Source organism: Streptomyces sp. NBC_01176 (genome assembly GCF_045039825.1).
GTDB lineage: Bacteria > Actinomycetota > Actinomycetes > Streptomycetales > Streptomycetaceae > Streptomyces.
In genome coordinates, this window is sequence record NZ_CP108600.1 from 5,392,393 (window position 1) to 5,416,818 (window position 24,426).

Annotated in this window: 24 protein-coding genes and 1 riboswitch; of the genes, 14 read left to right on the forward strand and 10 right to left on the reverse strand. The window is 71.1% G+C overall.

What is annotated here, in order from left to right:
• Positions 1-56 precede the first annotated feature (56 nt).
• A complete protein-coding gene (locus OG199_RS23300) occupies positions 57-431 on the forward strand; it encodes a VOC family protein (RefSeq protein WP_405831087.1) in 375 nt (124 codons plus the stop codon).
• 54 nt (positions 432-485) lie between these two features.
• Here OG199_RS23300 and OG199_RS23305 read toward each other — a convergent pair whose 3' ends face one another.
• Both OG199_RS23305 and OG199_RS23310 read right to left on the reverse strand, forming a co-directional pair.
• Positions 486-1,031, reverse strand: a complete 546-nt coding sequence (locus OG199_RS23305; protein ID WP_356805371.1) for a GNAT family N-acetyltransferase — start codon at positions 1,029-1,031, stop codon at positions 486-488.
• Positions 1,032-1,213: 182 nt separating this feature from the next.
• Positions 1,214-1,789: a TerD family protein gene (locus tag OG199_RS23310; RefSeq protein WP_148009033.1), complete on the reverse strand. Its 576-nt coding sequence runs from the start codon at positions 1,787-1,789 to the stop codon at positions 1,214-1,216.
• 197 nt (positions 1,790-1,986) lie between these two features.
• Between OG199_RS23310 and arfB the strand changes: the two genes are divergently transcribed.
• On the forward strand, positions 1,987-2,421 hold the full coding sequence (gene arfB / locus OG199_RS23315; RefSeq protein WP_266699963.1) for an alternative ribosome rescue aminoacyl-tRNA hydrolase ArfB: 435 nt from the start codon (positions 1,987-1,989) through the stop codon (positions 2,419-2,421).
• A gap of 172 nt (positions 2,422-2,593) precedes the next feature.
• Here arfB and OG199_RS23320 read toward each other — a convergent pair.
• Positions 2,594-3,402 (reverse strand): IS5 family transposase gene (locus tag OG199_RS23320; protein WP_405831090.1). Its coding sequence is split into 2 segments (ribosomal slippage): positions 2,594-3,052 and positions 3,055-3,402, totalling 807 coding nucleotides; the frame shifts between segments, so codons are not numbered across the junction.
• A gap of 245 nt (positions 3,403-3,647) precedes the next feature.
• On the opposite strand from OG199_RS23320, the gene OG199_RS23325 reads away from it, so the two are divergent.
• Both OG199_RS23325 and OG199_RS23330 read left to right on the forward strand, forming a co-directional pair.
• Entirely contained in the window at positions 3,648-3,929 is a 282-nt protein-coding gene (locus tag OG199_RS23325) for a hypothetical protein (RefSeq protein WP_356805373.1), read from the forward strand.
• 76 nt (positions 3,930-4,005) lie between these two features.
• The gene (locus OG199_RS23330; RefSeq protein ID WP_405831092.1) at positions 4,006-5,028 is read left to right on the forward strand and encodes a sigma-70 family RNA polymerase sigma factor; all 1,023 of its coding nucleotides are present in this window, start codon (positions 4,006-4,008) and stop codon (positions 5,026-5,028) included.
• Between the two features lie 124 nt (positions 5,029-5,152).
• Here OG199_RS23330 and OG199_RS23335 read toward each other — a convergent pair whose 3' ends face one another.
• Entirely contained in the window at positions 5,153-5,716 is a 564-nt protein-coding gene (locus OG199_RS23335) for a flavin reductase family protein (RefSeq protein ID WP_266699960.1), read from the reverse strand.
• A 372-nt stretch (positions 5,717-6,088) separates the two neighbouring features.
• On the opposite strand from OG199_RS23335, the gene cdgB reads away from it, so the two are divergent.
• Complete coding sequence (gene cdgB / locus OG199_RS23340) at positions 6,089-7,780, forward strand: diguanylate cyclase CdgB (RefSeq protein WP_266699959.1); 1,692 nt, start codon at positions 6,089-6,091, stop codon at positions 7,778-7,780.
• 128 nt (positions 7,781-7,908) lie between these two features.
• Positions 7,909-8,940: a CBM35 domain-containing protein gene (locus OG199_RS23345; RefSeq protein WP_356805378.1), complete on the forward strand. Its 1,032-nt coding sequence runs from the start codon at positions 7,909-7,911 to the stop codon at positions 8,938-8,940.
• Positions 8,941-9,027: 87 nt separating this feature from the next.
• Here the strand turns inward: OG199_RS23345 and OG199_RS23350 are convergent, their stop codons facing one another.
• The 3 genes from OG199_RS23350 to OG199_RS23360 all read right to left on the reverse strand — a co-directional run bounded on the left by OG199_RS23350 (position 9,028) and on the right by OG199_RS23360 (position 12,170).
• Entirely contained in the window at positions 9,028-9,957 is a 930-nt protein-coding gene (locus OG199_RS23350; RefSeq protein ID WP_405831094.1) for a 1-phosphofructokinase family hexose kinase, read from the reverse strand.
• A gap of 117 nt (positions 9,958-10,074) precedes the next feature.
• Positions 10,075-11,220 carry an N-acetylglucosamine-6-phosphate deacetylase gene (gene nagA, locus OG199_RS23355; protein ID WP_401800311.1) on the reverse strand — a complete coding sequence of 382 codons (1,146 nt, stop codon included), beginning with the start codon at positions 11,218-11,220 and terminating at the stop codon, positions 10,075-10,077.
• Positions 11,220-12,170: an ROK family protein gene (locus OG199_RS23360; protein WP_356805383.1), complete on the reverse strand. Its 951-nt coding sequence runs from the start codon at positions 12,168-12,170 to the stop codon at positions 11,220-11,222. Before OG199_RS23360 ends, nagA begins: the two co-directional genes overlap by 1 nt.
• A gap of 137 nt (positions 12,171-12,307) precedes the next feature.
• Between OG199_RS23360 and OG199_RS23365 the strand changes: the two genes are divergently transcribed.
• From OG199_RS23365 to otsB, 3 genes are all read left to right on the forward strand, one after another.
• Positions 12,308-13,573, forward strand: a complete 1,266-nt coding sequence (locus OG199_RS23365) for an ABC transporter substrate-binding protein (RefSeq protein WP_405831097.1) — start codon at positions 12,308-12,310, stop codon at positions 13,571-13,573.
• A 66-nt stretch (positions 13,574-13,639) separates the two neighbouring features.
• Entirely contained in the window at positions 13,640-13,867 is a 228-nt protein-coding gene (locus OG199_RS23370) for a DUF3263 domain-containing protein (RefSeq protein ID WP_356805387.1), read from the forward strand.
• Positions 13,868-14,120: 253 nt separating this feature from the next.
• Positions 14,121-14,996 (forward strand): trehalose-phosphatase, encoded by an 876-nt coding sequence (otsB, locus tag OG199_RS23375; protein WP_405831098.1) that lies wholly within the window; start codon positions 14,121-14,123, stop codon positions 14,994-14,996.
• Positions 14,997-15,024: 28 nt separating this feature from the next.
• Here the strand turns inward: otsB and OG199_RS23380 are convergent, their stop codons facing one another.
• Positions 15,025-16,437, reverse strand: coding sequence for a trehalose-6-phosphate synthase (locus tag OG199_RS23380; RefSeq protein ID WP_356802176.1), 1,413 nt, complete (start codon positions 16,435-16,437; stop codon positions 15,025-15,027).
• A 126-nt stretch (positions 16,438-16,563) separates the two neighbouring features.
• On the reverse strand, positions 16,564-17,508 hold the full coding sequence (locus tag OG199_RS23385) for a glucosyl-3-phosphoglycerate synthase (protein ID WP_405831100.1): 945 nt from the start codon (positions 17,506-17,508) through the stop codon (positions 16,564-16,566).
• Between the two features lie 167 nt (positions 17,509-17,675).
• A riboswitch (SAM riboswitch) is annotated at positions 17,676-17,832 on the forward strand.
• Positions 17,833-17,849: 17 nt separating this feature from the next.
• On the opposite strand from OG199_RS23385, the gene thrC reads away from it, so the two are divergent.
• From thrC to OG199_RS23410, 5 genes are all read left to right on the forward strand, one after another.
• The gene (gene thrC / locus OG199_RS23390; RefSeq protein WP_356802173.1) at positions 17,850-19,178 is read left to right on the forward strand and encodes a threonine synthase; all 1,329 of its coding nucleotides are present in this window, start codon (positions 17,850-17,852) and stop codon (positions 19,176-19,178) included.
• A gap of 120 nt (positions 19,179-19,298) precedes the next feature.
• Positions 19,299-19,574 (forward strand): MoaD/ThiS family protein, encoded by a 276-nt coding sequence (locus OG199_RS23395; protein ID WP_168528719.1) that lies wholly within the window; start codon positions 19,299-19,301, stop codon positions 19,572-19,574.
• A gap of 453 nt (positions 19,575-20,027) precedes the next feature.
• Positions 20,028-20,234: a cold-shock protein gene (locus OG199_RS23400; protein ID WP_007493268.1), complete on the forward strand. Its 207-nt coding sequence runs from the start codon at positions 20,028-20,030 to the stop codon at positions 20,232-20,234.
• Positions 20,235-20,588: 354 nt separating this feature from the next.
• Positions 20,589-22,211 (forward strand): chaperonin GroEL, encoded by a 1,623-nt coding sequence (gene groL, locus OG199_RS23405; protein ID WP_401800325.1) that lies wholly within the window; start codon positions 20,589-20,591, stop codon positions 22,209-22,211.
• Positions 22,212-22,407: 196 nt separating this feature from the next.
• Positions 22,408-23,562, forward strand: coding sequence for an NADH:flavin oxidoreductase (locus OG199_RS23410; RefSeq protein ID WP_401800327.1), 1,155 nt, complete (start codon positions 22,408-22,410; stop codon positions 23,560-23,562).
• Between the two features lie 262 nt (positions 23,563-23,824).
• Here the strand turns inward: OG199_RS23410 and OG199_RS23415 are convergent, their stop codons facing one another.
• The gene (locus tag OG199_RS23415) at positions 23,825-24,412 is read right to left on the reverse strand and encodes a hypothetical protein (protein ID WP_356802168.1); all 588 of its coding nucleotides are present in this window, start codon (positions 24,410-24,412) and stop codon (positions 23,825-23,827) included.
• Between the last annotated feature and the right edge of the window lie 14 nt (positions 24,413-24,426).

The following is a 24,426-nucleotide window of genomic DNA, read 5'->3' on the forward strand; positions in this document are numbered from 1 at the left end:
GCTCGCCGGGCGCGGGCGGAAGCGTGGGGGCGCGCGCCGGGGGCAGGGTGGGAGGCATGACGACGACGCTCGGTGCCTTTGTCCTCGGTACTCCCGATCCGCCGGCGCTGGCCGACTTCTACCGGGCCCTGCTGGGCTGGGAGGAGGTCGACCGCGAGCCGGACTGGGTCCGCCTGCGGGCTCCCGGACAGGAACGCCCCGGCCTCAGCTTCCAGCTGGAGACCGACCACACGCCCCCCGTGTGGCCACAACGCCCCGGCCGGCAGCAGATGCAGGCCCACCTGGACCTCCAGGTCGACGATCTGGAGGCGGAGACCGAGCGGGCCCGCGCCCTCGGCGCGACGCTGGAGGAACACCAGCCCCAGAAGGAGGTACGAGTCCTCCGCGACCCTCACGGCCACCCGTTCTGCCTCTTCCTCCCGGGCGCCTGAAGGACCAGTTCCGCAGCAGGCGACGCTCGCCCCGTCGCGATCACGGGACAGCCCTCAGGGAGCGTCGGCCCGGTCGGGGCCGGGGGAGTCGAGCGCCTTGCGCAGGACCGCGCACGGACGGCCCAGCCGCCGGTCCTCGCGGTGGTCGATCACCTCGTACCCGAGGGCGGTCCAGAAGGCGAGGCCCTTGGGGTTGTTGTCGAGGACGGCAAGGCGCACGCCGGTGCGGCCGGCGGCCCGGAACCGCTCCTCGACACCGGCCGCCAGTGCCCTGCCGTATCCCTTGCCGTGCTCGCGGGCGTCCACGAGGAGCAGGCCGATCCACGGGTCCGGATCCGCCGGGTCGGGATGGTGCGCCAGCGTGATGGCGAACCCGGCGAGCCGCCCGGCGCCACGGGCGAGCAGCAACTCCACGCCCGGGTGGGCCGCCTCCTCGGCGAGCGCCTCCGCGACCTGCTCCGGGCGGATGTCGTCCGGGTCGGGGAAGTCGCCGCTCAGGGCGTTGAAGTCGCGGTTGGAGACGTGCAGGGCGGTGAGTTCGGTCAGGAGCGGGCCCGGGATGTCGTGGTCGGGGGTGAGGGGCAGGGATTCGAGGATCACGCGGTGCAGGTTAGTGGGCGGGGCCGGAGCCGGAGCTGGAGCCGGGCCGAGTCGAAGCCTGATCAGGGGACGTCGTGGATGGCTCCGCCCCCAGACCCCCGCCAGGGGCGGCCCCGGGTCCACGCGATGAGCCCCTGGCCCGGGTTCCCGGGTCAGGGGCTCTGTCGACTCGCGCGTACGGATCAGACGCTGACGCCGAAGTCCTGGGCGATGCCCGCCAGACCCGAGGCGTAGCCCTGGCCGACCGCGCGGAACTTCCACTCCGCGCCGTTGCGGTAGAGCTCGCCGAAGACCATCGCCGTCTCCGTCGCCGCGTCCTCGGAGAGGTCGTAGCGGGCGATCTCCGTGCCGCCGGCCTGGTTGACGATGCGGATGTAGGCGTTGCGGACCTGGCCGAAGTTCTGCGAGCGGGTCTCCGCGTCGTAGATGGAGACCGGGAAGACGATCTTGTCGACGTCGGCCGGGAGGCCCGCCAGGTTGACGTTGATCGCCTCGTCGTCGCCCGCGCCCTCGCCGGTGCGGTTGTCACCGGTGTGGACGATGGTCTGGTCCGGGGTCTGCTTGTTGTTGAAGAAGACGAAGTGGGCGTCCGAGTAGACCTTGCCCTGCTGGTTGACCGCGATGGCCGAGGCGTCGAGGTCGAAGTCGGTGCCCGTGGTGCTGCGGACGTCCCAGCCGAGGCCCACGGTGACGGCGGTCAGGCCCGGAGCCTCCTTGGTGAGCGAGACGTTGCCACCCTTGGACAGGCTTACAGCCATTGTTGGGAGTCCCTTCCCTCGTTGCGTACGTGCGGTGTGCCCGTACGTCGGGCTTCTTACGGCCACGAAGCTACAGCTACCCCTAAGAACGCCAAGAGGGGTGCCGAAGGTTCCGGCTGTCTTTACTTTCTTTACCTTTGCGCCGGGCGGACTCCCGCGCGAAAAACGGGTGACGTGGACCGGACATCCGGGAGACCATGAACCCCATGTCCGGTCCTTATGTCATCCGCGGCTCCGTCTCCCTCCCCGAGGCCGAGCTCATGTGGCGTTTCTCGCGGTCCAGCGGGCCGGGCGGACAGCACGTCAACACCACCGACTCGCAGGTGGAGCTGCGGTTCGACCTCGCGAAGACCGAGGCGCTCCCGCCGGTCTGGAAGGAGCGGGCGCTCGCGAAGCTCGCCGGCCGGCTGGTCGACGGCGTGATCAGCGTGCGCTCCTCGGAGCACCGTTCGCAGTGGCGCAACCGGGAGACCGCGGCCGTACGGCTCGCCTCCCTGCTCGCCGAGGCGACGGTGCCGCCCAAGCCGCGCCGGGCGACCCGTATCCCCAGGGGCATCAACGAGCGACGGCTGCGCGAGAAGAAGCAGCGCTCGGACACCAAGCGCGGGCGTTCCGGGCGCGACTGGGGCTAAGGGCTGTCCCGTAATCCCCGGTGGATCAGCGCGCGGCGTCAGATGCGGTGCATCGCAAGGCGGAGGGTCGTCCTCATACCGGGTGTATTCGGGCGATCCGACAACGCGGCGAGGTGCCGTAGCTGTCGTCGTGCGCCCGCCGGGGATTACGGGACAGCCCTTAGACGTCGTTTCACTTGGTGAGTCGGCGGTGGTTGATGAGGCTGGTGGCGATGGCGGTGAAGGCTAGGAAGTGTTCGGCCTTGCGTTCGTAGCGTCGGTGGAGGCGGCGGCATCCGCCGAGCCAGGACATGGTGCGCTCGACCACCCAGCGGTGTTGGCCCAGTCGTTGTGAGTTCTCGACGCCGCGGCGGGCGATGCGAGGAACGATGTTCCGCTCGCGGAGCCATCGCCGCAGGTAGGGATAGTCGTAGCCCTTGTCGCCGTGGAGCTTTGCCGGTCGGCGACGCCGCGGTCCGCGGGGGCTGCGGACGGGCGGGATCCCCATGACCAGGGATTGCAGGGCCACGCTGTCGTGGGTGTTGGCGGCAGAGACAGCGACAGAGACGGGCAGGCCGGCACGATCGACGACGAGGTGGATTTTCGATCCCAACTTGCCGCGGTCGGTCGGATTCGGTCCGGTCAACTGCCCCCTTTGAGGGCGCGGACACTGACGGAGTCAACAGCGAATCGTGACCAGTCCAATCCCCCCTGAGCACCGAGTTCGTCAAGGATGACGCGGTGCAGTCGGGCCCAGACACGCTGCTGACTCCACCGCGCAAACCGTCGGTAGACGGTGGGCCAGGCCGGACCGAACACCGGCGGCAACTGCCGCCAGGAGCACCCAGACGTGGCCACGAACACGATCGCGGTCAGGCACTCGCGGTCCCCGGCCCGCCGACGGCCTCCGCCCTGCGGACGCACCACCACCGTCTCCGGCACCACCCGCCGAAACAACTCCCACAACTCGTCCGAGACCAGATGCTCAGCAAGACTCGTCATACCAACACAACGACATCCCCCGCCAAAGGAAACGTCGTCTTAGGGCGGGTGGTGAAAGTCCCGCCTGCCTCGCGACGCCTGGCACGCCTCCGGGCGGACGACGGGATTCGTAACACGCTCTAGGGCCGCAACACCAGATCGTCACATTCCGGACATCGCGCTCCGGCGGCGCCGTGCGAAACGCCCGGCGCCGTACGCGTATTGAGCGGCGGGCCGAGTCGGTCACTCGTGGCTACGCTCGGGGAATGGACGGAAATGAGGACAGAGCGCATCTGGAGTGGTGGGCCAACCGATCGAGCTGCCTGGCACGGATCCCCGTCCGGCTGGCGGCCGGGCCCGACTCCCGGGCGTGGGACGCCGTCGTCTCGCCGCCGCTGGACAGAGGCGCGCGGGAGGACATGCAGTTCCTGATCGAGGCCAGCCCGTACTTCACCCTTCGCTTCGGCGACGATTCCGTGACGGAGGTCGAAGTGGAGCGGGCGGGAGACCCCGGCCGGCTGCGGCTGAGCGCCGTGCCGGAGGCCTGACGTCACATCCCGGGCCCGCGATCCGTCAATCCACCGACGGACGAAGGACCGCGGGCCCGACGGGGAGATGTGACGGATGACCGACAGCGAATTTCTGAACGAGAACCATGAGAACAGTCCTGACGCGCGCGAGAACACGGGCGAGAAGACGTCCGGGAACACGTCCGGGAATGCGAAAGCGAATCAATACGGCGGTGGCGCGGGGAGCGGTGTCGGGAACGATGCCGGGAGCGGGAGCGAATTCCTCGCCGAGCGTTTCGAATCGCATCGCGGCCGTCTGCGCGCCGTCGCCTACCGCATGCTCGGCTCGCTCGCGGAGGCCGACGACGCCGTCCAGGAGGCCTGGCTCAGGCTCAGCCGCGCCGACGCCGGCCGGGTCGACAACCTCGGCGGCTGGCTGACGACGGTCGTCGGCCGGGTCTGTCTCGACATGCTCCGCTCCCGCAGGACCCGCGGGGAGGAGCCGCTGGAGGAGCGGCCCGGAGTGCGCATGCCCGAGCCGGTGCTCAGCCCCTTCGGCGGTGTCGACCCCGAACAGGAGGCGCTGCTCGCCGACTCGGTGGGTCTCGCGCTGCTGGTGGTCCTGGAGACGCTGACGCCCGCAGAGCGGCTCGCCTTCGTGCTGCACGACCTGTTCGCGGTGCCCTTCGACGAGATCGCGCCCCTGGTGGGCCGTACACCGGCGGCCTCCCGGCAGCTCGCCAGCCGGGCCAGGCGCCGTGTCCAGGGCGGCGCCCCGGCGCCCGATCCGGACCTGGCGCAGCAGCGGGAGGTCGTGGAGGCGTTCCTGGCGGCGGCGCGCGAGGGCGACCTCACGGCCCTCGTCGCGGTGCTCGACCCGGACGTGGTGGCACGGTCCGAGGGCGGGGTGACGACCGGTGCGGTGAACGTGGCCTCGAACGCGAGCCGTTTCGCCCATCTGGCCCGGGTCGCGCGGCCCGCCCTGGTCAACGGCGCCGCGGGAGTCGTGGTGATCGAGGAGGGACGCCCTGTCGGCGTCCTCGCGTTCACGGTCGTACGGGGGCGGATCGCGGTGATCGACATCCTCAACGATCCGCAGCGGCTGGCCCGGGTGGACGTCACGGTCCTCGACAGGTGACCCGCGGCCGGCGGCCCCCGGAGCCCCACGGGTGCCGTGTTCCGAGGCGGCGGCTGCCGGGGTGTCGGCTTTCGGGGCGCCCGTTGCCGGGACGCCGCCTTCCCGCGCGTCGGCTGCCGGGGTGTCAGCCCAGCTGCCGGTAGCGCCCCTTGAAGTGCACCAGCGGCCCTCCGTCCGCGCTCGGCACCGACGCCGTCAGCACCCGCCCGACGACCAGCGTGTGGTCGCCGGCGGTGACCCGCTGCTCGGTGCGGCACTCCAGGGTCGCCAGGGCGCCGCCCACCAGGGGCGCGCCGGCGGCCTCGCCGCGGACGTACGGGATGTCCTCGAAGAGCAGACGGTCGCTGATGCGGCCCTTCATGGCGAAGCGGCCGGCGATGTGGCGCTGGCTCTCGGCGAGCACCGAGACGCCCCACAGCGGCTGCTCGTCGAGGAGGTCGTCCATACGGGAGCCCTCGCGCAGGCTGACGAGGACCAGCGGCGGGTCGAGGGAGACGGACACGAACGCCGTCGCCGTCATGCCGACGTCCTCGCCGCCCGGTCCTTCCGGGTCCAGGGCGGGCTCGTGCGCGGTCACCAGGACCACGCCCGCGGCCAGCCGGGACATGGCGGCGCGGAACTCGTCGTTGCTCACCCCCTCAGCATGCACGGAGGGGGTGGAAGGAACGGCAGGGGGAGTGTTCAGCACGCCGAAACGCTAGTCTCCGACCCGGGGCGTCCACATCGGACCTCGGCCCGAGCCGGGTCCTAGGTCCCAGGACGGACACAACCGCTCACAGTGTCTGCACGGCATCTAAATATGTGTTCAGTTAACACACGGGGAAAATGCAGAAACCCCACTCAATTGTTCATCTTACGCTGTGACTTGAGTCACAGGAGCCATATTTTGTTGACCCTGTGTACCGAGTGGGCAGCGCGCTGTGATTCAGTGGCGGGGAAGCTATGCGGGAAGCTACCAACCAGTACGCGCAAGAGAACTCAGGTACAGAGAACCGGTACAGAGAACCAGGTACGCCGAAGACAACCCTGGAGTAGCTGCGAGGTCTCGAGGGGAGGGCGAATGGAGACCGAGTCGGAGCCCTACGTCCGCCTTGCGACCCTGCGGCAGCTGCATCAGGTGATGGCGGACATGAACACCGCGCGGAGCCTGGCGGACACGCTGCAGACCGTCGCCGACGGCGTGGTCACGGGCCTCGGCTACGAGCTGGCGTGTGTCAACCTCGTACGCCCCGACGGCGACCTCGTGGTCGCCGCGCTGGCCGGCAACTCCGCCGCCGAAGCGCTGATCACCGGCCGGGTCGGCTCCCGCACCTCCTGGGACCGCCGGCTGAACATGGGCGAGGCCTGGGGCGACCTGCGTTTCATACCGCACACCGAGGGCTGGGTCCTCGACGACGACGACGTACCGCAGTGGTACACCGACGGCCCCGCGCCCCGCTTCGAGGACGAGTGGCACCCCTCCGACCGCCTCTTCGCACCGATGTACACCCCCGGCGTCGGCGGCAACACGGGCGAACTGATCGGCGTCCTGTCCGTGGACCGGCCGCGCAACGGGCGACAGCCCGGCGCCTGGGGCCGTGAGGCCCTGCAGATGTACGCCTTCCAGGCCGCCATCGCGATCAGCAACGCGCGGCTGCGGGCCAACATGCAGCGCGCCCTGGTCCGCCTGGAGCGCGAACAGCAGGCCCTGCGCGCCAGCGAGGAGAGCTTCCGCCAGGCCTTCGAGTACGCGCCCTCCGGCATGGCCATCGCCGAGATGGGCGGCGACCAGCACGGCCGCATCCTGCGCACCAACGACGCCCTGTGCCGTCTGCTCGGCCGCCCCGCCTCCGCGATGCGCCGCTACTCCTTCTCCGACCTCGTGCACCCCGAGGACATCGGCACCCTGCTGCGCACCTCGGCCGAGGGCGGCCGCGCGGAGCTCAGGCTCGGGCGCCGCGACGGCACCTACGTCTGGGTCTCGCTGCGCAACTCCGTCGTCGCGGACGCCGCCGACGGCCCGCGCTTCCTGCTCACGCACGTCGAGGACATAGAGGAGCGCAAGCGGCGCGAGCTGCAGCTCGCCCACCGCGCCTCGCACGACTCGCTCACCGGCCTGCCGAACTCGGCGGAGCTGCGCTCCCGCCTCGGCTCCCGGCTGTGCCAGCGCCCACAGGCCCTCCAGCCCGGCGCGGTCGAGTCGCTGGACGCCGCCTACGGGCACGGGCCGTACGCGGAGCAGGCGGCCGAGCACGGCGGCTTCGACGGACACGCCGCGGCGCACGGCTTCGACTTCGGACCGGGCGCGGCGGCGTACGACGCCTTCGACCACCACGTGCACACGATCGCGCCCGAGGACGAGACGGACGACGGCGCCAAGGGGCTCGCGGTGCTCTTCTGCGACCTCGACGGCTTCAAGTCGATCAACGACCGGTTCGGGCACAACGCGGGCGACGCCGTGCTCATCGAGGTCGCCCGGCGCCTGACCAACGGCGTCCGCGACGGCGACACGGTCGCCCGGCTCGGCGGTGACGAGTTCGTGGTGCTCGCCGACGGTCTCGGCCGGGCGGACGCGGCGGACCTCGCCGTACGGCTGCGGAACGCGATCATTCCGCCGATCCGGGTCGACGGCCGGGCGGTCCGGGTGGGCGCCAGCTTCGGCATCGGATGGGCACACTGCGGCATGACGGCGGACGAGGTCTTGAAATCCGCTGACGAACGGATGTACGTCGAGAAACGTTCTCGTCCCAAACAGCATCGGCGTGCCGGATAAGTCACAGGTCAGTGGGTTGATGCGGTGAAGGCCACCCGTTTGGCCCCCTGGGAGCGGGTAGGCTCGCCATTCACGTGCTTCATTTCGTGTACCGCATCTGTACCGCACCTGTTGAGGAGTACCTAGGGATGACGCCCGGCAACAACGGCGCGAGCACGCCCGAGGACGACGACCCGTTCGGCTACCTGTACGCCGACGGTCAGGCCAACGGCGCCACCCCGCCCAGCGGAGGTGGCGGCTACGGCTACCCGGGCTCGGTCAACCGGGTGCGAGCGGTCGGTGAACGCCAGTACGGACAGCAGCAGCCCAACTACGGTCAGCAGCAGCAGCCCGGCCACGGTCAGCAGCAGGCCGCCGCCCCCACCGCGCCCTACGGCCAGGTCCCGCAGCAGGGGCCCTACGGCCAGCCCGGCCAGCAGCAGCAGCCCGGCTACGGCCAGCCGAACGCGCACTACGCGGCACCCGAGACGGTGCCCGGCGGTGCGCCCACCTCCCGGCAGTCGTCGGCCGGCGGTGGCGGCCGCGGTCGCGGCCCGAACACCAAGGGCCTGCTGATCGGCGCGATCGCCGTGGTCGCGGCCGTCGTCATCGGCATCGGCATCGCGATGATGGGCGGCGACTCGAACGACGACAAGACCGGTGACCAGGCGGGCTCGTCCCCCACGGCCGCCCAGAGCTCGGAGCCGAGCCCCTCGAACAGCAACAGCGCCGCCGCCGAGGAGAACCTCCCGACGATCGACGCGAAGGCCCTGCGGCTGGACGGCGGAACCGCCACCGCGTCGGACGTCGAGGGCGCCAAGGCGGACGGCGGCGTCTACGTGACCGGCTTCAACCAGGCCGGCGCCTCCGTCACCTGGACCGTCAACGGCATCCCCAAGTCCGGCAAGTACAGCGTGTACGTCGGCTACAGCGTCCCCGGCAAGGACGGCACCGCCACCCTCACGGTCAACGGCACGGCTTCGAAGACGCCTGTCGGCCTGAAGAACTGGGCGGGCGGCGCCGCGGGCGACTACGCGAAGGGCTGGACGAAGACCTACAACTGGATCCAGCTCGACAAGGGCACGAACACCATCAAGCTCTCGTGCGAGCAGGGCAACCAGTGCGACGCCCTCATCGACCAGATGTGGCTGGTCAACGGCTGGGTCAAGTCCGGCGGCTGAGCTCCCGGGGGCGTGCCGGCCCTGGCGGGCGTCGGAGGCCCCGGCCTCCGACGGCACCCGGGGTGACGCCGGGAACGCCGGTCCGTCTCAGGCCGCGCTGATCTCCCCGGTCAGTGACACCCGTTCCACCAGTTCCTCGTAGGCCGCCCGGTCGAACTCGCCCGCCACCGGCGCCAGTACTGTCGCCGTGGACAGGGCGACGGCCCGGGCCAGGCGCTCCGGCCACGGCAGATGTTCCACCAGGCCCGACAGCAGGCCCGCGACCGCCGAGTCGCCCGCGCCGGTCGGATTGCCGTGCACGCGGTGGGGCGGGGCGGCCCGCCAGAGGCCCTCCGCCGTGTGGGCGAGCAGCCCCTGCGGACCCAGTGAGGCCACCACGGCGTGCGCGCCGCGCCTGCGGGCGTCCCGGGCGGCCTGCAACGGCTCGTGGGAGCCGGTGAGTTCGGCCAGTTCGTCGGCGTTCGGCTTGACGATGTCGGGGCGGGCGGCGACCCCCCGGCGCAGTGGTTCGCCGCTGGTGTCGAGGAGGACCGGGACGGCCGCCGCGCGGGCCGCGCGGATCAGCCCCGCGTACGCGCCCACCGGCACCCCCGGCGGCAGGCTGCCGCACAGGGCCACCGCCGAGGCGGAGCCCAGCAGATGGTCGTACGTCTCCTGGAAGGCCGCCCACTCGGCCGGGGTTATCTCCGGACCGGGCTCGTTGAGCTGGGTGGTGTCGCCCGTCGCCGTGTCGACCACGGCGATCGTGCGGCGCGTCGAGCCGGACACCGGGACCAGCGCGTCCACCAGGCCGGGTCCGGCGGCGAGTTGATCCCTGAGGGCACGTCCGGTGGCACCGCCCGTGAAGCCCGTGACCGTCACCCGGTGGCCGAGGGCGGCGAGCACCCGGGCCACGTTCAGCCCCTTGCCGCCGGGGCGTTCGGTCACCTCGGTCACCCGGTGCGAGGCGTGCGGCCGCAGGGCCCGCACGCGGTAGGTGATGTCGACAGCGGTGTTCAGTGTGACCGTGAGGATCACCTGGGCCGACCTCCCCCGATGCGCTTGCCGACAGTTCCGGAGGCACGATCATGCCAAACGCGACGGCGGTCGGCCCAGTCCCCCGGGCCGACCGCCGCACGGCAACAAACGGATGAATCAGCCCAGTTGGGGATCGACCACCCAATCGCCCTTGCGCATCACGCCTTTGAGCGCGAACTCCGCGTCGAGAACCACCAGGTCGGCGTCCTTGCCCGGCTCCAGCGAGCCCACCCTGTCGTACGCGCCCAGCAGCTTGGCCGGGTTGGCGGACAGGGCCGCGACGACGTCCTCGACCGGCAGCCGGTCGACCGTGACCGCCCGCTGGAAGGCGCGGTCCAGGGTGAGCGTCGAGCCCGCGATCGAGCCGCCCTCCACCAGCCGCGCGACACCCTCGCTGACCTCGACCTCCAGCGGACCGAGCAGATAGCGGCCGTCGCCGAAGCCCGCCGCGTCCATGGCGTCCGTGATGAACGCCACCCGGTCCGCGCCCGCGTGATGGAACGCCAACTGGAGGGCGGCCGGGTGGAGATGGGTGCCGTCGTTGATCAGCTCGACGGTGATCCGCTCGTCCTCCAGGAGGGCCGTGATCGGCCCCGGCGTGCGGTGGCCGAGCGGGGGCATCGCGTTGAACAGGTGCGTGGCCACGGTCGCGCCCGCGTCGATGGCCTCCACCGTCTGCTCGTACGTCGCGTCCGTGTGCCCGATCGCCGCGATCACCCCGTGCTCGGCCAGCAGGCGCACGGAGTCGAGGCCGCCCGGCAGTTCGGTGGCGAGGGTGACCATCCTGGCCCGGCCCCGCGCGGCGTCGATCAGCTTGCGGACCTCGGCCGGGTCCGGGTCGCGCAGCAACTCCTCGGAGTGGGCGCCCTTGCGGCACGGCGAGATGAACGGGCCCTCGAAGTGGATGCCCGCGATGTCGCCCTGCTCGGCCAGCTCGGAGAGCAGCCCGGCGCGCTGCGCCAGGCCGTCCATGTCACCGGTCACGGTCGAGGCGACGACCGTGGTGGTGCCGTGCAGCCGGTGCGTGTGCACGCCCCGCAGGACCTCCTCGACGGTGCCGGAGGTGAAGGAGGCGCCGCCGCCGCCGTGGTTGTGCAGGTCGACGAAACCGGGGACGAGCCAGTGGCCCGAGAGATCGGTGGCCGGGCTGTCCTCGGCCGCGCTCCCGGCGATGCGCGTGCCGTCGACGATCACGCGTCCGCCGTCCACGACTCCGGTGGGCAGGACCACCCGGGCGCCGGAGAGAACCTTGCTAGGGGCCATCAGGTGGTTACCTCCGAGCGGTCGGTGATGTCGGTGTCGAGCAGGTCCCACGCCAGCAGGCCCGCGCCCAGGCAGCCGGCCGTGTCCCCGAGGGCCGCCGGGACGACGGAGGGCAGCTTCTGGAAGGTGACGCGTCGCTCCACGGCGGCCCGCAGTGGTGTGAACAGGGTTTCCCCGGACTCGGCGAGACCGCCACCGATGATCAGGGTGCGCGGGTCCAACAGGGTGAGCGCGGTGACGAGACCGTCGGCGAGCGCGTCGACGGCGTCCTGCCAGACCCGCACGGCCCGCGGGTCGCCCGACTCCACGGCCTTCGCGCAGTCCGCCGCGTCGGCGTCGGGAGATCCGGAGGCCTCGGCCCAGGCCTGGCTGACGGCCGCCGCGGACGCGTACCGCTCCAGACAGCCGTGCTGTCCGCACGGGCACGCGGTGCCCCGGGGGCGTACGACGATGTGGCCGATCTCGCCGGCGAAGCCGTGCGCGCCCGCCTCGACCGCGCCGTTGATGCCGATGGCGCCCGCGATGCCGGTGCCGAGGGGGACGAACAGGAAGCGGTCGGCCCCCTGCCCCGCGCCGATCCGGCCCTCCGCGAGACCGCCGGTGCGCACGTCGTGTCCGAGGGCCACCGGCACCCCGCCCAGCCGCTCGCCGAGCAGCCGGCGCATCGGCACGTCGCGCCAGCCGAGGTTGGCCGAGTAGAGGGCGGTACCGCTGTCGGCGTCGACGATGCCGGGGACGGCGACCCCGGCGGCCGCGGCGGAGACGCCGAACCGCCGCTCGCCGTCGGCGCGCAGTTCGGCCGCGAAGTCGAGGATCGCGTCGACCACGGCGTCCGGGCCGCGTTCCCGGCCGGTGGCGCGGCGGGCCTGGTGGAGCAGCTCGCCCGCCGGCCCGACGAGGGCGGCCTTCATCCCGGTGCCGCCCACATCGAGGGCGATGACATGTCTCACGGGGACAGTCTCGCCCCTTACCCCAGGAGAGGTCTAGTCCACTCACGTGGTGTAGACCTTGTATCCGCATTCCGAGACGGATGCAATGGACGCAGAAGCAAAGACGGCAAGCCGGCGCAGGGGTGGGAGACAACAGCGTGCAGCGACGTAGGACAGGACTGGTCGCGGTGATGTCCGCACTGGGCATGACAGCCACCCTCGCGGGCTGCGGCAGCTCGGACGGGTCCGGAGACGTGACCCTCGAACTCGTGGCCGCCGACTACGGCGACTCCAAGGCCAACAGCTCCCAGAAGTACTGGGACACGCTGGTCGAGGGATACGAGTCCGCCCACCCGGGTGTGCGCGTCGAGGTCAGCGTGTTCCCCTGGACCGACGTCGACCGGAAGGTCGGCGAGAGGGTGGCGGCGGGCCAGGCGCCCGACATGGCGCAGATCGGCGCGTACGCCGACTATGCCGCCAAGGGTGAGCTCTACAGCGCCGATCAGGTGCTTTCCATTCCGGTCCAGGCCGACTTCGTCTCCCAGCTCACCGAGGCGGGGCAGATGAACCGGGTGCAGTACGGCATGCCCTTCGCGGCCTCCACGCGGCTGCTGTTCTACAACAAGAAGCTCTTCGCGGACGCCGGTCTCACCCCGCCGCAGAGCTGGAGCGAGCTCGCGGCCGACGCCGCGGCGCTCAAGGCGCGGGGCGTGAAGTTCCCCTACGCCCTTCCGCTGGGCCCGGAGGAGGCGCAGGCCGAGACCATGCAGTGGCTGCTCAGCGGCGGCGACAGCTACACCGACGACGTCGGCACGTACCACCTCGACTCGACGGAGAACGTCGACACCCTCACCTGGCTCAAGAACGAACTGGTCGGTAAGGGGCTCACCGGACCCGTCGCACCTGCCAAGCTCAACCGCGCGGACGCTTTCGCGGCGTTCGCCCGGGGCGAGGTCGGGATGCTCAACGGGCACCCCACGCTGATGAAGGCGGCCGCCGACAAGGGCGTGAAGTTCGGCATGGTGCCGATGCCGGGCGTCGACGGCAGGGCCAAGGCGACGATGGGTGTCGCCGACTGGATGATGGCGTTCAAGCACAACGGCCACCGGGAGCAGATCGGCTCGTTCCTGGACTACGTGTACAGCCAGAAGAACGTGCTCGCCTTCTCCCACGAGTACGACCTGCTGCCCGTGACGACGTCCGCGTCCCAGGCGATGAGCGCCGACCCGCACGACAAGGATCTGGTGCCGTTCCTCGACGAGCTGCCCACGTCCCAGCTCTACCCGGTCGGCAAGACCTCCTGGGCGTCCGTGAGCGCGGACATCAAGCAGGACATCGGCAAGGCGGTCGCTCCGGAGGGCAGCCCGGCCGGGGTCCTCGGCGCGCTCCAGCGGACGGCGACCATCAGGGAGAGCACGGACTAGGACCGCGGCACCGGTGGACCGGCGCGGGTGTCGGTGGCCGGGGTTACGGTGCTTCCCATGACGTCCATGGAGGAGCTCGGGGCGCGGGAGCGGGCGGTTCTCGCGATGGAGCGGCGGGGTTTCGCCGGGCCGGGGGCGAAGGAGCGGGCGATAAGGGAGCAGCTCGGGCTGGCGCCGGTGCGCTACTACCAGCTTCTCAACGCCCTGCTCGACGATCCGCGGGCGCTGGCCCACGATCCGGTCACGGTGAACCGGCTCCGCCGGGTCCGGGAGTCCCGCCGCGACGACCGCTGACCCGGGGTTCTCGCCCCCGCCGCCCCTACCCATCCCGTATCGGGGCTCCCGCCCCCGGACCCCCGCCAGGGGCGCTGCGCCCCCTGGACCCCCGCTTCGCCCGAAGGGCTCGTCCTCAAACGCCGGACGGGCTGATGACGCGGGCGTGGGCCGCAGATTTTCAGCCCGTCCGGCGTTCGAGGACAAGGCCCTAGGGGCGGCGGGGGCGAACGAAGCGTGGGAGGGTTCGGGGCGGCGCCGATAGGGTCGGCGTATGGGCAGTCATGCGGAATCCCCGGAACACCCCGAGACCACGGACACCGTCCCGACACCGGCGACCGCCGCGGGACAGGACGGCCTGCGAGCCATCCTCGCGCGCCCCGCCCGGACGGTGATCGCACTCGACTTCGACGGAACCCTCGCCCCCATCGTCCCCGACCCCGAACAGGCCCGCGCCCACCCCGCCGCGGTCCCCGTCCTCGCGGCCCTCGCCCCGAAGGTCGCCTCCGTCGCCGTCGTCACCGGCCGACCCGCCGGCGTCGCGGTGCGCCACGGCGGCTTCGCGGGCGTCCCGGGCCTCGACCACCTCGTCGTCCTCGGCCACTACGGTGCCGAACGCTGGGACGCCCGCACGGGCACCGTCAGCGCCCCCGCCCCCCACCCCGGCGTGGCAGCCGTCCGCGCCGAGCTGCCGGGAGTCCTCGACCGGGTCGGCGCCTGGCAGGGCACGTGGATCGAGGAGAAGGGCCGCGCGCTCGCCGTCCACACGCGCCGTGCCACGGACCCGCAGGCCGCCTTCGAGTCGCTGCGCGAACCCCTCGCCGATCTCGCCACCCGGCACGGCCTGATCGTCGAACCGGGCCGGATGGTCCTGGAACTGCGCCCGCCGGGCATGGACAAGGGCGTCGCCCTCCTGGAGTACGTCCGCGAGGTCGGCGCCGAAGCGGTCCTCTACGCGGGCGACGACCTCGGCGACCTCCCCGCCTTCGCCGCCGTCGACAAACTCCGCTCGGACGGCGTCCCGGGCCTGCTGGTGTGCAGCGGCAGCTCGGAGGTCGCGGAACTCGCCGACCGCGCCGACCTGGTGGTGGACGGCCCCGCCGGGGTCGTCCACCTGCTGAGGTCCCTGGCCGACCGCTTGGACCGGTAGCCCCGGCCCGCCGCGGCGGACGGCGCCCTCACTCCTCCAGCGCGCGCAACTGCTCCAGGAACCACTGCGCCGGAGGCAGGGCCGTCGCCGCCGCGGCGAGCCGCTTCGTACGCTCGGCCCGCTCACCGGCCGGCAGGGACAGGGCCTCGTGCAGCGCCCGCGCGGTGCCGACCACGTCGTACGGGTTCACCACGACCGCGTCCTCGCCCAGCTCCTCGTACGCCCCGGCCTCCCGGGACAGCACCAGCACGCACCCCTCGTCGGAGACGACGGGCACCTCCTTGGCGACGAGGTTCATGCCGTCCCGGATGGGGTTGACGAGGGCGACGTCGGCGAGCCGGTAGGCGGCCAGCGAGCGGGCGAAGTCGTCCTTGACGTGGAGCACCACCGGGGTCCAACCCGGCGTCCCGTACTCGGAGTTGATCTCGTCCGCCAGGGTCTGCACGGCGGCCGTGTAGTCCCGGTAGACCGCCAGGTCCTGGCGGGAGGGGTAGGCGAAGGCCACGTGGACCACCCGCTCGCGCCACTCCGGCCGGTCCTCCAGGAGCTGCCGGTACGCCAGCAGGCCCCGCACGATGTTCTTCGACAGCTCGGTGCGGTCGACGCGCACGATCGCCCTGCGGGCGCGGCCGTCGGGGCCCTCACCGATCTGCTCGCGCAGCGCGTCCATCCGCTCGGCGACGTCCGCCTCGTGGGAGCGCCCGCGCAGGAAGTCCGCGTCCGCGCCGAGCCCGTGCACCCCGACCCGGGTGTCGCCGAGCCCGCCGACGAGCGCCTCGCAGCAGGCGGTGAACGCGTTCGCCCAGCGGTGCGTCAGGAAGCCCAGCCGGTCCGCGCCGAGCATGCCGCGCAGTACCTGCTCCGCGATGTCGTCGGGCAGCATCCGGAAGTAGTCGACCGGGGCCCACGGAGTGTGCGAGAAGTGACCGATGCGCAGGTCGGGGCGGAGTTCCCGGAGCATGCCGGGGACCAGGGTCAGGTGGTAGTCCTGCACGATCACCACGGCGCCCTCGGCCGCCTCGTCCGCCAGGGCGCGCGCGAACGCGTGGTTGTAGGCCTCGTACGACGCCCACTGGCGCCGGAACTCCTGGTCGAACACCGGCTCCAGCGGCGTCTGGTACAGCATGTGGTGGACGAACCACAGCACGGAGTTCGCGATGCCGTTGTAGGCGTCCGCGTGCACCGCGGCGTCGATGTCCAGCATCCGCACGCCGACCTCGCCGACCCCGCGCCGGACCGCCTCGCGGTCCCCCTCGCCGAGCGCCGAGCACACCCACAGGGCGCCTGCGTCCGGGCCGATCGCGGAGAGGCCGGAGACCAGCCCGCCCCCGCCGCGCCGGGCCTGGAGCGAGCCGTCCTCGCGCACCTCGTAGGAGACCGGGCCGCGGTTGGACGCGACGAGGATCCGGTGGGTGCCATGCGTTGAAGCCGTTGAAGCCATGCCTCGAAACCTAGCCCGGCACCGAAACGCTCAAACGTTCCCGTCGGCCGTATGCGACGAAGGACACGAACCGCGGGGCGGTGGCGCCGGTCGTGCCGTCCACCACCCCCTCACCAGGGACGCGGTTCACGCCGCCCGGCGTGCGACGTACTCGGAGATTTCGGCCATCGGGGGGCGTTCCTCCGTGTCCACCGAGTACGTACGCGGCTCGAAACCGTCCTCGCCCCGCTCGAACTGGGTGAGGGAGGGCCGGACGAGATGACCGCGGGCCAGCCGGAGCTGCGCCGTGCGGTAGATCGCGGCGGACATCCGGCCCAGCGCCTGCCCGTCCTGGTGGCGGTGCTTGCGCTCGCCCACGTCGACCTGGGCGAGCGCGTCGAGACCCACCAGGTGCAGGGCGTCGACGAGCATGCCCAGTTCGACGCCGTATCCGACGGGGAAGGGCAGCTGTTCAAGCAGCGAGCGGCGGGCCGCGTACTCACCGCCGAGCGGCTGGACGAAGCCGGCCAGTTGGGGCCAGTGCATGTTCAGCAGTGGGCGGGCCATGAGTTCCGTGACGCGACCGCCCTGCCCGGCGGCGCCGGCCAGCGGACGGTCGTACATCCCCTTGACGAGGTCCACGCCCGGCTCGGTGAGCAGCGGGCCCACGATCCCGGAGACGAACTCCGACGAGAACTCCCTCAGGTCCGCGTCGATGAAACAGACGATGTCCCCGCTCGTCACCAGGAGCGACCGCCACAGGACCTCGCCCTTGCCGGGCACGGCCGGGATGCGGGGCAGGATCTCGTCCCGGTGCACGACACGCGCGCCCGCCGCGGCGGCCACCTCCGAGGTGCGGTCGGTCGAACCCGAGTCGACGACGACGATCTCGTCGACGAGGGGCACCTGCCGCATCAGGTCGTGGCGGATGACGGCGACGATCTCGCCGACCGTCTCCTCCTCGTTCAGCGCGGGCAGCACGACGCTCACCGTGGAGCCCGAGGCGCGCTTGGCGGACATGATTCTGTGGAGCGGGCGATCGGCCACGGACCAGGAGCGTGTGTTCAGCCAGCGCTCGACTTCCTTCAGCACAGTCTGCGGCTCCTCACTGTCTGATCACCCGGTGTCTCACGGTGTGATCCATCTCGCGGTTCGGACGACTATCTCAACTGTCCTGGCCTTCGGTTACAGTCTTGAACAACGCGGATGACCATCGCATGTCGTAGATCATCCCGAACTGAAGACCAACAACCGAATACCGCTCATCCAGAGGGGCAGAGGGATACGGCCCGATGAAGCCCCGGCAACCCTCCAGCCGGTCCTGTACCGATCATTGCCGATCGCGTCGCGGGGCTCCCGGCTCGGGAAGGTGCCAAATCCGTCTCACGGCGAAGTGCGTCGTGAGGAAGATGAGGAGAAAGGGCCTCGCCTCCATGGCTGCGCAGACTGTTGCAAGCACTCCGGACACCGCGACCTCCGCGAACCCGTCGGCTTCCACCACCTCCACCGGCACCGTCGATCTGGGCCCCGCCGCGGCGCTCTCCTGCCGCGAGTGCGGCCACCGGGTGCCGCTCGGTCCGGTCTTCGCCTGCGAGGAGTGTTTCGGACCGCTCGAGATCGCTTACGACTTCTCGGCCTACGACACCGAAGAACTCCGGGCGCGCATCGAGGCGGGCCCCGCGAACATCTGGCGTTACGCGCCGCTGCTCCCCGTCCCGGCCGACGTCGCCGACAAGCCGAACATCAACCCCGGCTGGACCAGGCTGGTCAAGGCCGACAACCTTGCCCGCGAGCTGGGCGTCGACCCCGGCCGGCTCTTCGTCAAGGACGACTCCGGCAACCCGACGCACTCCTTCAAGGACCGCGTCGTCGCCCAGGCCATCGAGGCCGCCCGCGCCTTCGGCTTCACCACCCTCTCCTGCTCCTCGACCGGCAACCTCGCCGGCGCGGTGGGCGCGGCCGCGGCCCGTGCCGGCTTCCGCTCCTGCGTGTTCATCCCGCACGACCTGGAGCAGGGCAAGGTCGTCATGGCCGCGGTCTACGGCGGCGAGCTCGTCGGCATCGAGGGCAACTACGACGACGTGAACCGCTTCTGCTCCGAGCTGATCGGCGACCCGGCCGGTGAGGGCTGGGGCTTCGTCAACGTCAACCTGCGGCCGTACTACGCGGAGGGGTCCAAGACCCTCGCGTACGAGATCTGCGAGCAGCTCGGCTGGCAGCTGCCCGACCAGCTCGTCGTGCCGATCGCCTCCGGGTCCCAGCTGACCAAGGTCGACAAGGGGCTCCAGGAGCTGATCAAGCTCGGCCTCGTCGAGGACAAGCCCTACAAGATCTTCGGCGCGCAGGCCGAGGGCTGTTCGCCGGTGTCCGTCGCCTACAAGGCCGGCCACGACGTCGTCCGGCCGCAGAAGCCGAACACCATTGCCAAGTCGCTCGCCATCGGCAACCCCGCCGACGGCCCGTACGTGCTGGACATCGCGCGGCGGACGGGCGGGGCCGTGGAGGACGTGAACGACGAGCAGGTGGTCGACGCGATCAAGCTGCTGGCGCGCACCGAGGGGATCTTCGCCGAGACCGCCGGCGGTGTGACGGTGGGGGTGGCCAGGAAGCTGATCGAGAACGGGCTGCTCGACCCGACGCTCACCACGGTCGTGCTGAACACCGGTGACGGCCTCAAGACGCTGGACGCGGTGGCCGGCACGGGACTGACCGCGACCATCCGCCCCAGCCTGGACTCCTTCCGCGAGGCCGGCCTCGCGTAGCCGCCCGGCCGGGGAGGATCCTCCCCGGCCACGGGCCCGCGGGGGCTGGTCGCGCAGTTCCACGCGCCCCTGCCGGGGCGCTCTCCGCCGTACGCCACCATCCGACCGGGAGGTCACCGCATGAGCGTCAACGTCCGCATCCCCACCATCCTGCGCACCTACACCGGTGGCCGGTCCGAGGTGACCGCCGAGGGAGGGACCCTCGGCGAGGTGATCTCCGACCTCGAGAAGAACCACACGGGCATCGCCGCGCGCGTCCTCGACGACGAGGGCAAGCTGCGCCGGTTCGTCAACGTGTACGTCAACGACGACGACGTCCGCTTCGAGCAGGGCCTGGAGACGGCGACGCCGGACGGCGCGGGCGTCTCGATCATCCCGGCCGTCGCCGGAGGCTGACGGGCGGTTACCCACGGTGAAATCATTACCGTGGGTAATGCCAATCACTGAGAGTTCATCGAATTGCCCCCTCCGTGAGAGAAGCGGAGGGGGCAATTCTGCATGGTTGAGCGGGGTACAGTTGGGGAACCCGCCGCCTTATCCATGCCGGATGCATATGAGTGCGCGTCGGCCTGCGATAAGAAGTGGCCAAAGTGCCCGGCGCTTTTGAGCCTTATGTGGCCTTTATGGGGCCCGAGTTGCCCTAAATCTTCGCGAATTCTCCCTATATTCCCGATCGGGCCTGCCCAGAATTCTCGTCCGATTGACCTGTTGCAGACGGCAGTTGGGCAGATACATTCAGCCGCGGTCGACGCGTTCCGGCGCACACCCCCAATCCGTTGGGGGGTGGAGGTCTGACCCGGGCCCGCGAAGTGCGGTCCTGTGCAAGGGCCAGTAATAGGGGAGTTAGGCATGGCTCAGGGCACCGTCAAGTGGTTCAACGCGGAGAAGGGGTACGGCTTCATCGCGGTCGACGGTGGTGCGGATGTTTTCGTCCACTACAGCGCGATTCAGATGGACGGCTACCGCACCCTGGAAGAGGGTCAGCGGGTCGATTTCGAGATCTCGCAGGGCCAGAAGGGGCCGCAGGCGGACATGGTCCGGCTCGCGACCGGCTGAAGCACGCGCCGACTGACTGTTCGACGTGACGAAGGGCTCGTATCCCTCTGGGGTGCGAGCCCTTCGGTCTGCCCGGGGCGTCCGCGTGACCCTTCGGGACGTCCGCGCCACCCCCTCGGGAGGGCGGTCGTGCCGCCCCTGTCCACCTGGGGATCCTCCGGAGTCGCTTGCACTCGGCAGGGGCGAGTGCTAATCATTGCGTTAGCACTCTGAAGGTGAGAGTGATAACGAAGGACCGGGTCGGTGAGGCCCGCAGGCCAGGTGGTGCAAGGAACCACGGGGCAGGCAGGCCGTCCGTCGCGGGCGCCAGCGCGGTCCGGAGCAATCCACCCCAGTCCGGGAGGACCACTTCACATGGCCAAGATCATCGCGTTCGACGAGGAGGCACGGCGCGGTCTCGAGCGCGGGATGAACCAGCTCGCCGACGCCGTCAAGGTCACCCTTGGCCCCAAGGGCCGCAACGTCGTCCTCGAGAAGAAGTGGGGCGCCCCCACGATCACCAACGATGGTGTTTCCATCGCCAAGGAGATCGAGCTCGAGGACCCGTACGAGAAGATCGGCGCCGAGCTGGTCAAGGAAGTCGCCAAGAAGACGGACGACGTCGCCGGCGACGGAACGACCACCGCGACCGTGCTCGCCCAGGCGCTGGTCCGCGAGGGCCTTCGCAACGTGGCCGCCGGCGCCAACCCGATGGCCCTCAAGCGCGGTATCGAGAAGGCCGTCGAGGCCGTCTCCGGTGCCCTGCTGGAGCAGGCCAAGGATGTCGAGACCAAGGAGCAGATCGCTTCCACGGCCTCCATCTCCGCCGCCGACACCCAGATCGGCGAGCTCATCGCCGAGGCGATGGACAAGGTCGGCAAGGAAGGCGTCATCACCGTCGAGGAGTCCCAGACCTTCGGTCTGGAGCTCGAGCTCACCGAGGGTATGCGCTTCGACAAGGGCTACATCTCGGCGTACTTCGCCACCGACATGGAGCGGATGGAGGCGTCGCTCGACGACCCGTACATCCTCATCGCCAACTCCAAGATCGGCAACGTCAAGGACCTGCTCCCGCTCCTGGAGAAGGTCATGCAGTCGGGCAAGCCGCTGCTGATCATCGCCGAGGACGTCGAGGGCGAGGCCCTGTCGACCCTGGTCGTCAACAAGATCCGTGGCACCTTCAAGTCCGTCGCCGTCAAGGCCCCGGGCTTCGGTGACCGCCGCAAGGCCATGCTCGGCGACATCGCCATCCTCACGGGCGGCGAGGTCATCTCCGAGGAGGTCGGCCTCAAGCTGGAGAACGCGGGTCTGGACCTGCTGGGCCGTGCCCGCAAGGTCGTCATCACCAAGGACGAGACCACGATCGTCGACGGCGCCGGCTCGGCCGACCAGGTCGCCGGTCGCGTGAACCAGATCCGTGCCGAGATCGAGAACTCGGACTCGGACTACGACCGCGAGAAGCTCCAGGAGCGCCTGGCGAAGCTGGCCGGCGGCGTGGCCGTCATCAAGGCCGGTGCCGCCACCGAGGTCGAGCTCAAGGAGCGCAAGCACCGCATCGAGGACGCCGTTCGCAACGCGAAGGCGGCCGTCGAGGAGGGCATCGTCGCCGGTGGTGGCGTGGCCCTGCTCCAGGCTTCCTCGGTCTTCGAGAAGCTCGAGCTCACCGGCGACGAGGCGACCGGCGCCAACGCCGTGAAGCTCGCGCTGGAGGCCCCGCTCAAGCAGATCGCCGTCAACGGTGGTCTCGAGGGTGGCGTCATCGTCGAGAAGGTGCGCAACCTGCCCGTCGGCCACGGCCTCAACGCCGCGACCGGTGAGTACGTCGACATGATCGCGGAAGGCATCATCGACCCGGCGAAGGTCACGCGCTCTGCCCTGCAGAACGCCGCCTCCATCGCCGCGCTGTTCCTGACCACCGAGGCCGTCATCGCCGACAAGCCGGAGAAGGCCGCCGCGGCCGCTCCGGGCGGCATGCCGGGCGGTGACATGGACTTCTGATCCGCCTCCGGCTGATCACTGTCCTGACGTTCCGAGGGCGGTACCCCTTCTCCCAGGGGGTGCCGCCCTCGGGCGTGTCCGGGGTCACACAAGGACTCGGAGAGCGCCGGAATGCCGCGCCGGACCCGGCGGTTGTAGGGACGGGCGTTGATGCGCATGCACATACCGAGTGGAATGCCCGTCAGTCGTCCGCCCGATGACCGACCGACCTCTCCGAGGAGTCCCGTACGTGACTGCCAACGCCGCCTCCCGTGCCGCCGAGATCCTGTCCCGCCCCGTCGCCCTGAACGGCCTGACCGTCCCGAACCGGATCGTGATGGCGCCGATGACCCGGCAGTTCTCGCCGGGCGGTGTTCCGGGCGAGGACGTCGTCGGGTACTACGCGCGCCGTGCCGCCGCGGGCGTCGGCCTCATCGTCACCGAGGGCACCTACGTCGGTCACGAGTCGGCCGGGCAGAGCGACCGGGTCCCGCGCTTCCACGGCGAGGAGCAGCTCGCGGGCTGGACGAAGGTCGCGGACGCGGTGCACGCGGCGGGCGGCACGATCGTGCCCCAGCTGTGGCACATCGGCATGGTGCGTGAGGCGGGCCAGCCGCCGTTCGCCGACGCCCCGCCGGTAGGCCCGTCCGGTCTGACCAACGAGGGCGCCGAGGTCACCGGCAGGGCCATGACCCAGCAGGACCTGGACGACGTCATCGAGGCGTTCGCGAAGGCGGCCGCCGACGCCGAGCGCATCGGCTTCGACGGCGTCGAGCTGCACGGTGCCCACGGCTATCTGCTCGACCAGTTCCTGTGGTCGGGCACCAACCGCCGCACCGACGCGTACGGCGGCGACCCCGTGGCCCGGGCCAGGTTCTCGGCGGAGATCGCGGCCGCGGTCCGCTCCGCGGTCTCGCCGGAGTTCCCGGTCATCTTCCGCTACTCGCAGTGGAAGCAGCAGGCGTACGACGCCCGGCTCGCCGAGACCCCGGAGGAGCTGGAGGCGATCCTGACCCCGCTGGCCGAGGCCGGCGTGGACGTCTTCCACGCCTCCACCCGCCGCTACTGGCTCCCCGAGTTCGACGGCTCCGACCTCAACCTGGCGGGCTGGTCGAAGAAGCTGACGGGCAAGCCGGTCATCAGCGTCGGCTCGGTCGGCCTGGACGGCGAGTTCCTTAAGGCCTTCCAGGGCGAGGGCTCCTCCGTGCGGGGCATCGACGACCTCCTCGACCGTCTGGAGCGCGACGAGTTCGATCTCGTCGCCGTGGGCCGCGCGCTGCTCCAGGACCCCGAGTGGGCGCAGAAGGTGCTCGCCGGCCGCTTCGACGAGCTGAAGGCGTACGACCCGGCGGCGCTGCGGACGCTCAGCTGACCCCGTTCCCCTGGCCGGGCCGGGACCCCGGCGCGCTGGTGCCCGCCCAGGGGCGCGCTCCCCGGTGCCGCGTCGGCGCGGTGAGCGGCGGGTCACGGGTGGCACCCCTCGCAAGGGGAGTGCCACCCGTGACGTACCGGGGTGTCCGGTGTACCGCGCGGTGCTACGGGAGGCGCTCGACCTCCTGACCAGCCAGCTTCACGCCGCCGCGGGCCGCGCAACACGCCGCGAAGGGTGGCGGCGACAGGTGTTCGACGGGCCGCTACAGGTTCCCCATCGGTTCGATGTCGACCTTGACCGGGGTGCCCCAGATGCGCAGCACCTCGTAGTCCGTGAACTCGTGGACCAGACGGTAGGCCATCCCCGGCCGGGGGGTGCGGCGCTCCGCGGCGAGATAGCGCTCGGCCTCCTGGCGGTCGCGGCGCGGGGTGCCGCACAGCGCCCAGGCCTGCCCCGTCCACACCTCCGGGAGCCAGCGCTGCTGGGGCTGGGGGCGGTCGGCGCGCACGCCGTACCGGGACATCGTGCGCTCGGGGGACTCGTCGGGGCCGGCGGTGCGGGCGTGCCCGTAGGCGTCGTTGACCTCGGTGCGGCGGGCGGCGCGACGGCGCGTCTCACAGAGCAGACAGAGGTCGGTGGCACCCTCGTCCACCGGGCCGTTCGGGTGCTCGGCGCAGCGGGTCGTGGGCACCGCCGTGGTGACCGTCTCCTCCAGCAGGTCCAGGGCCCGCTTGAGGTCGGCCTTGACCTCGTGCAGCTTCGCGTCGGGGGTGTCGGCGTTCAGCGCGTCGCCGTGCTCGCCGAGGACGCGCAGGGCCCGGCCGAGGGCGGTCAGCTGTGCGTGGTTCATGCGTCCACCCTGCC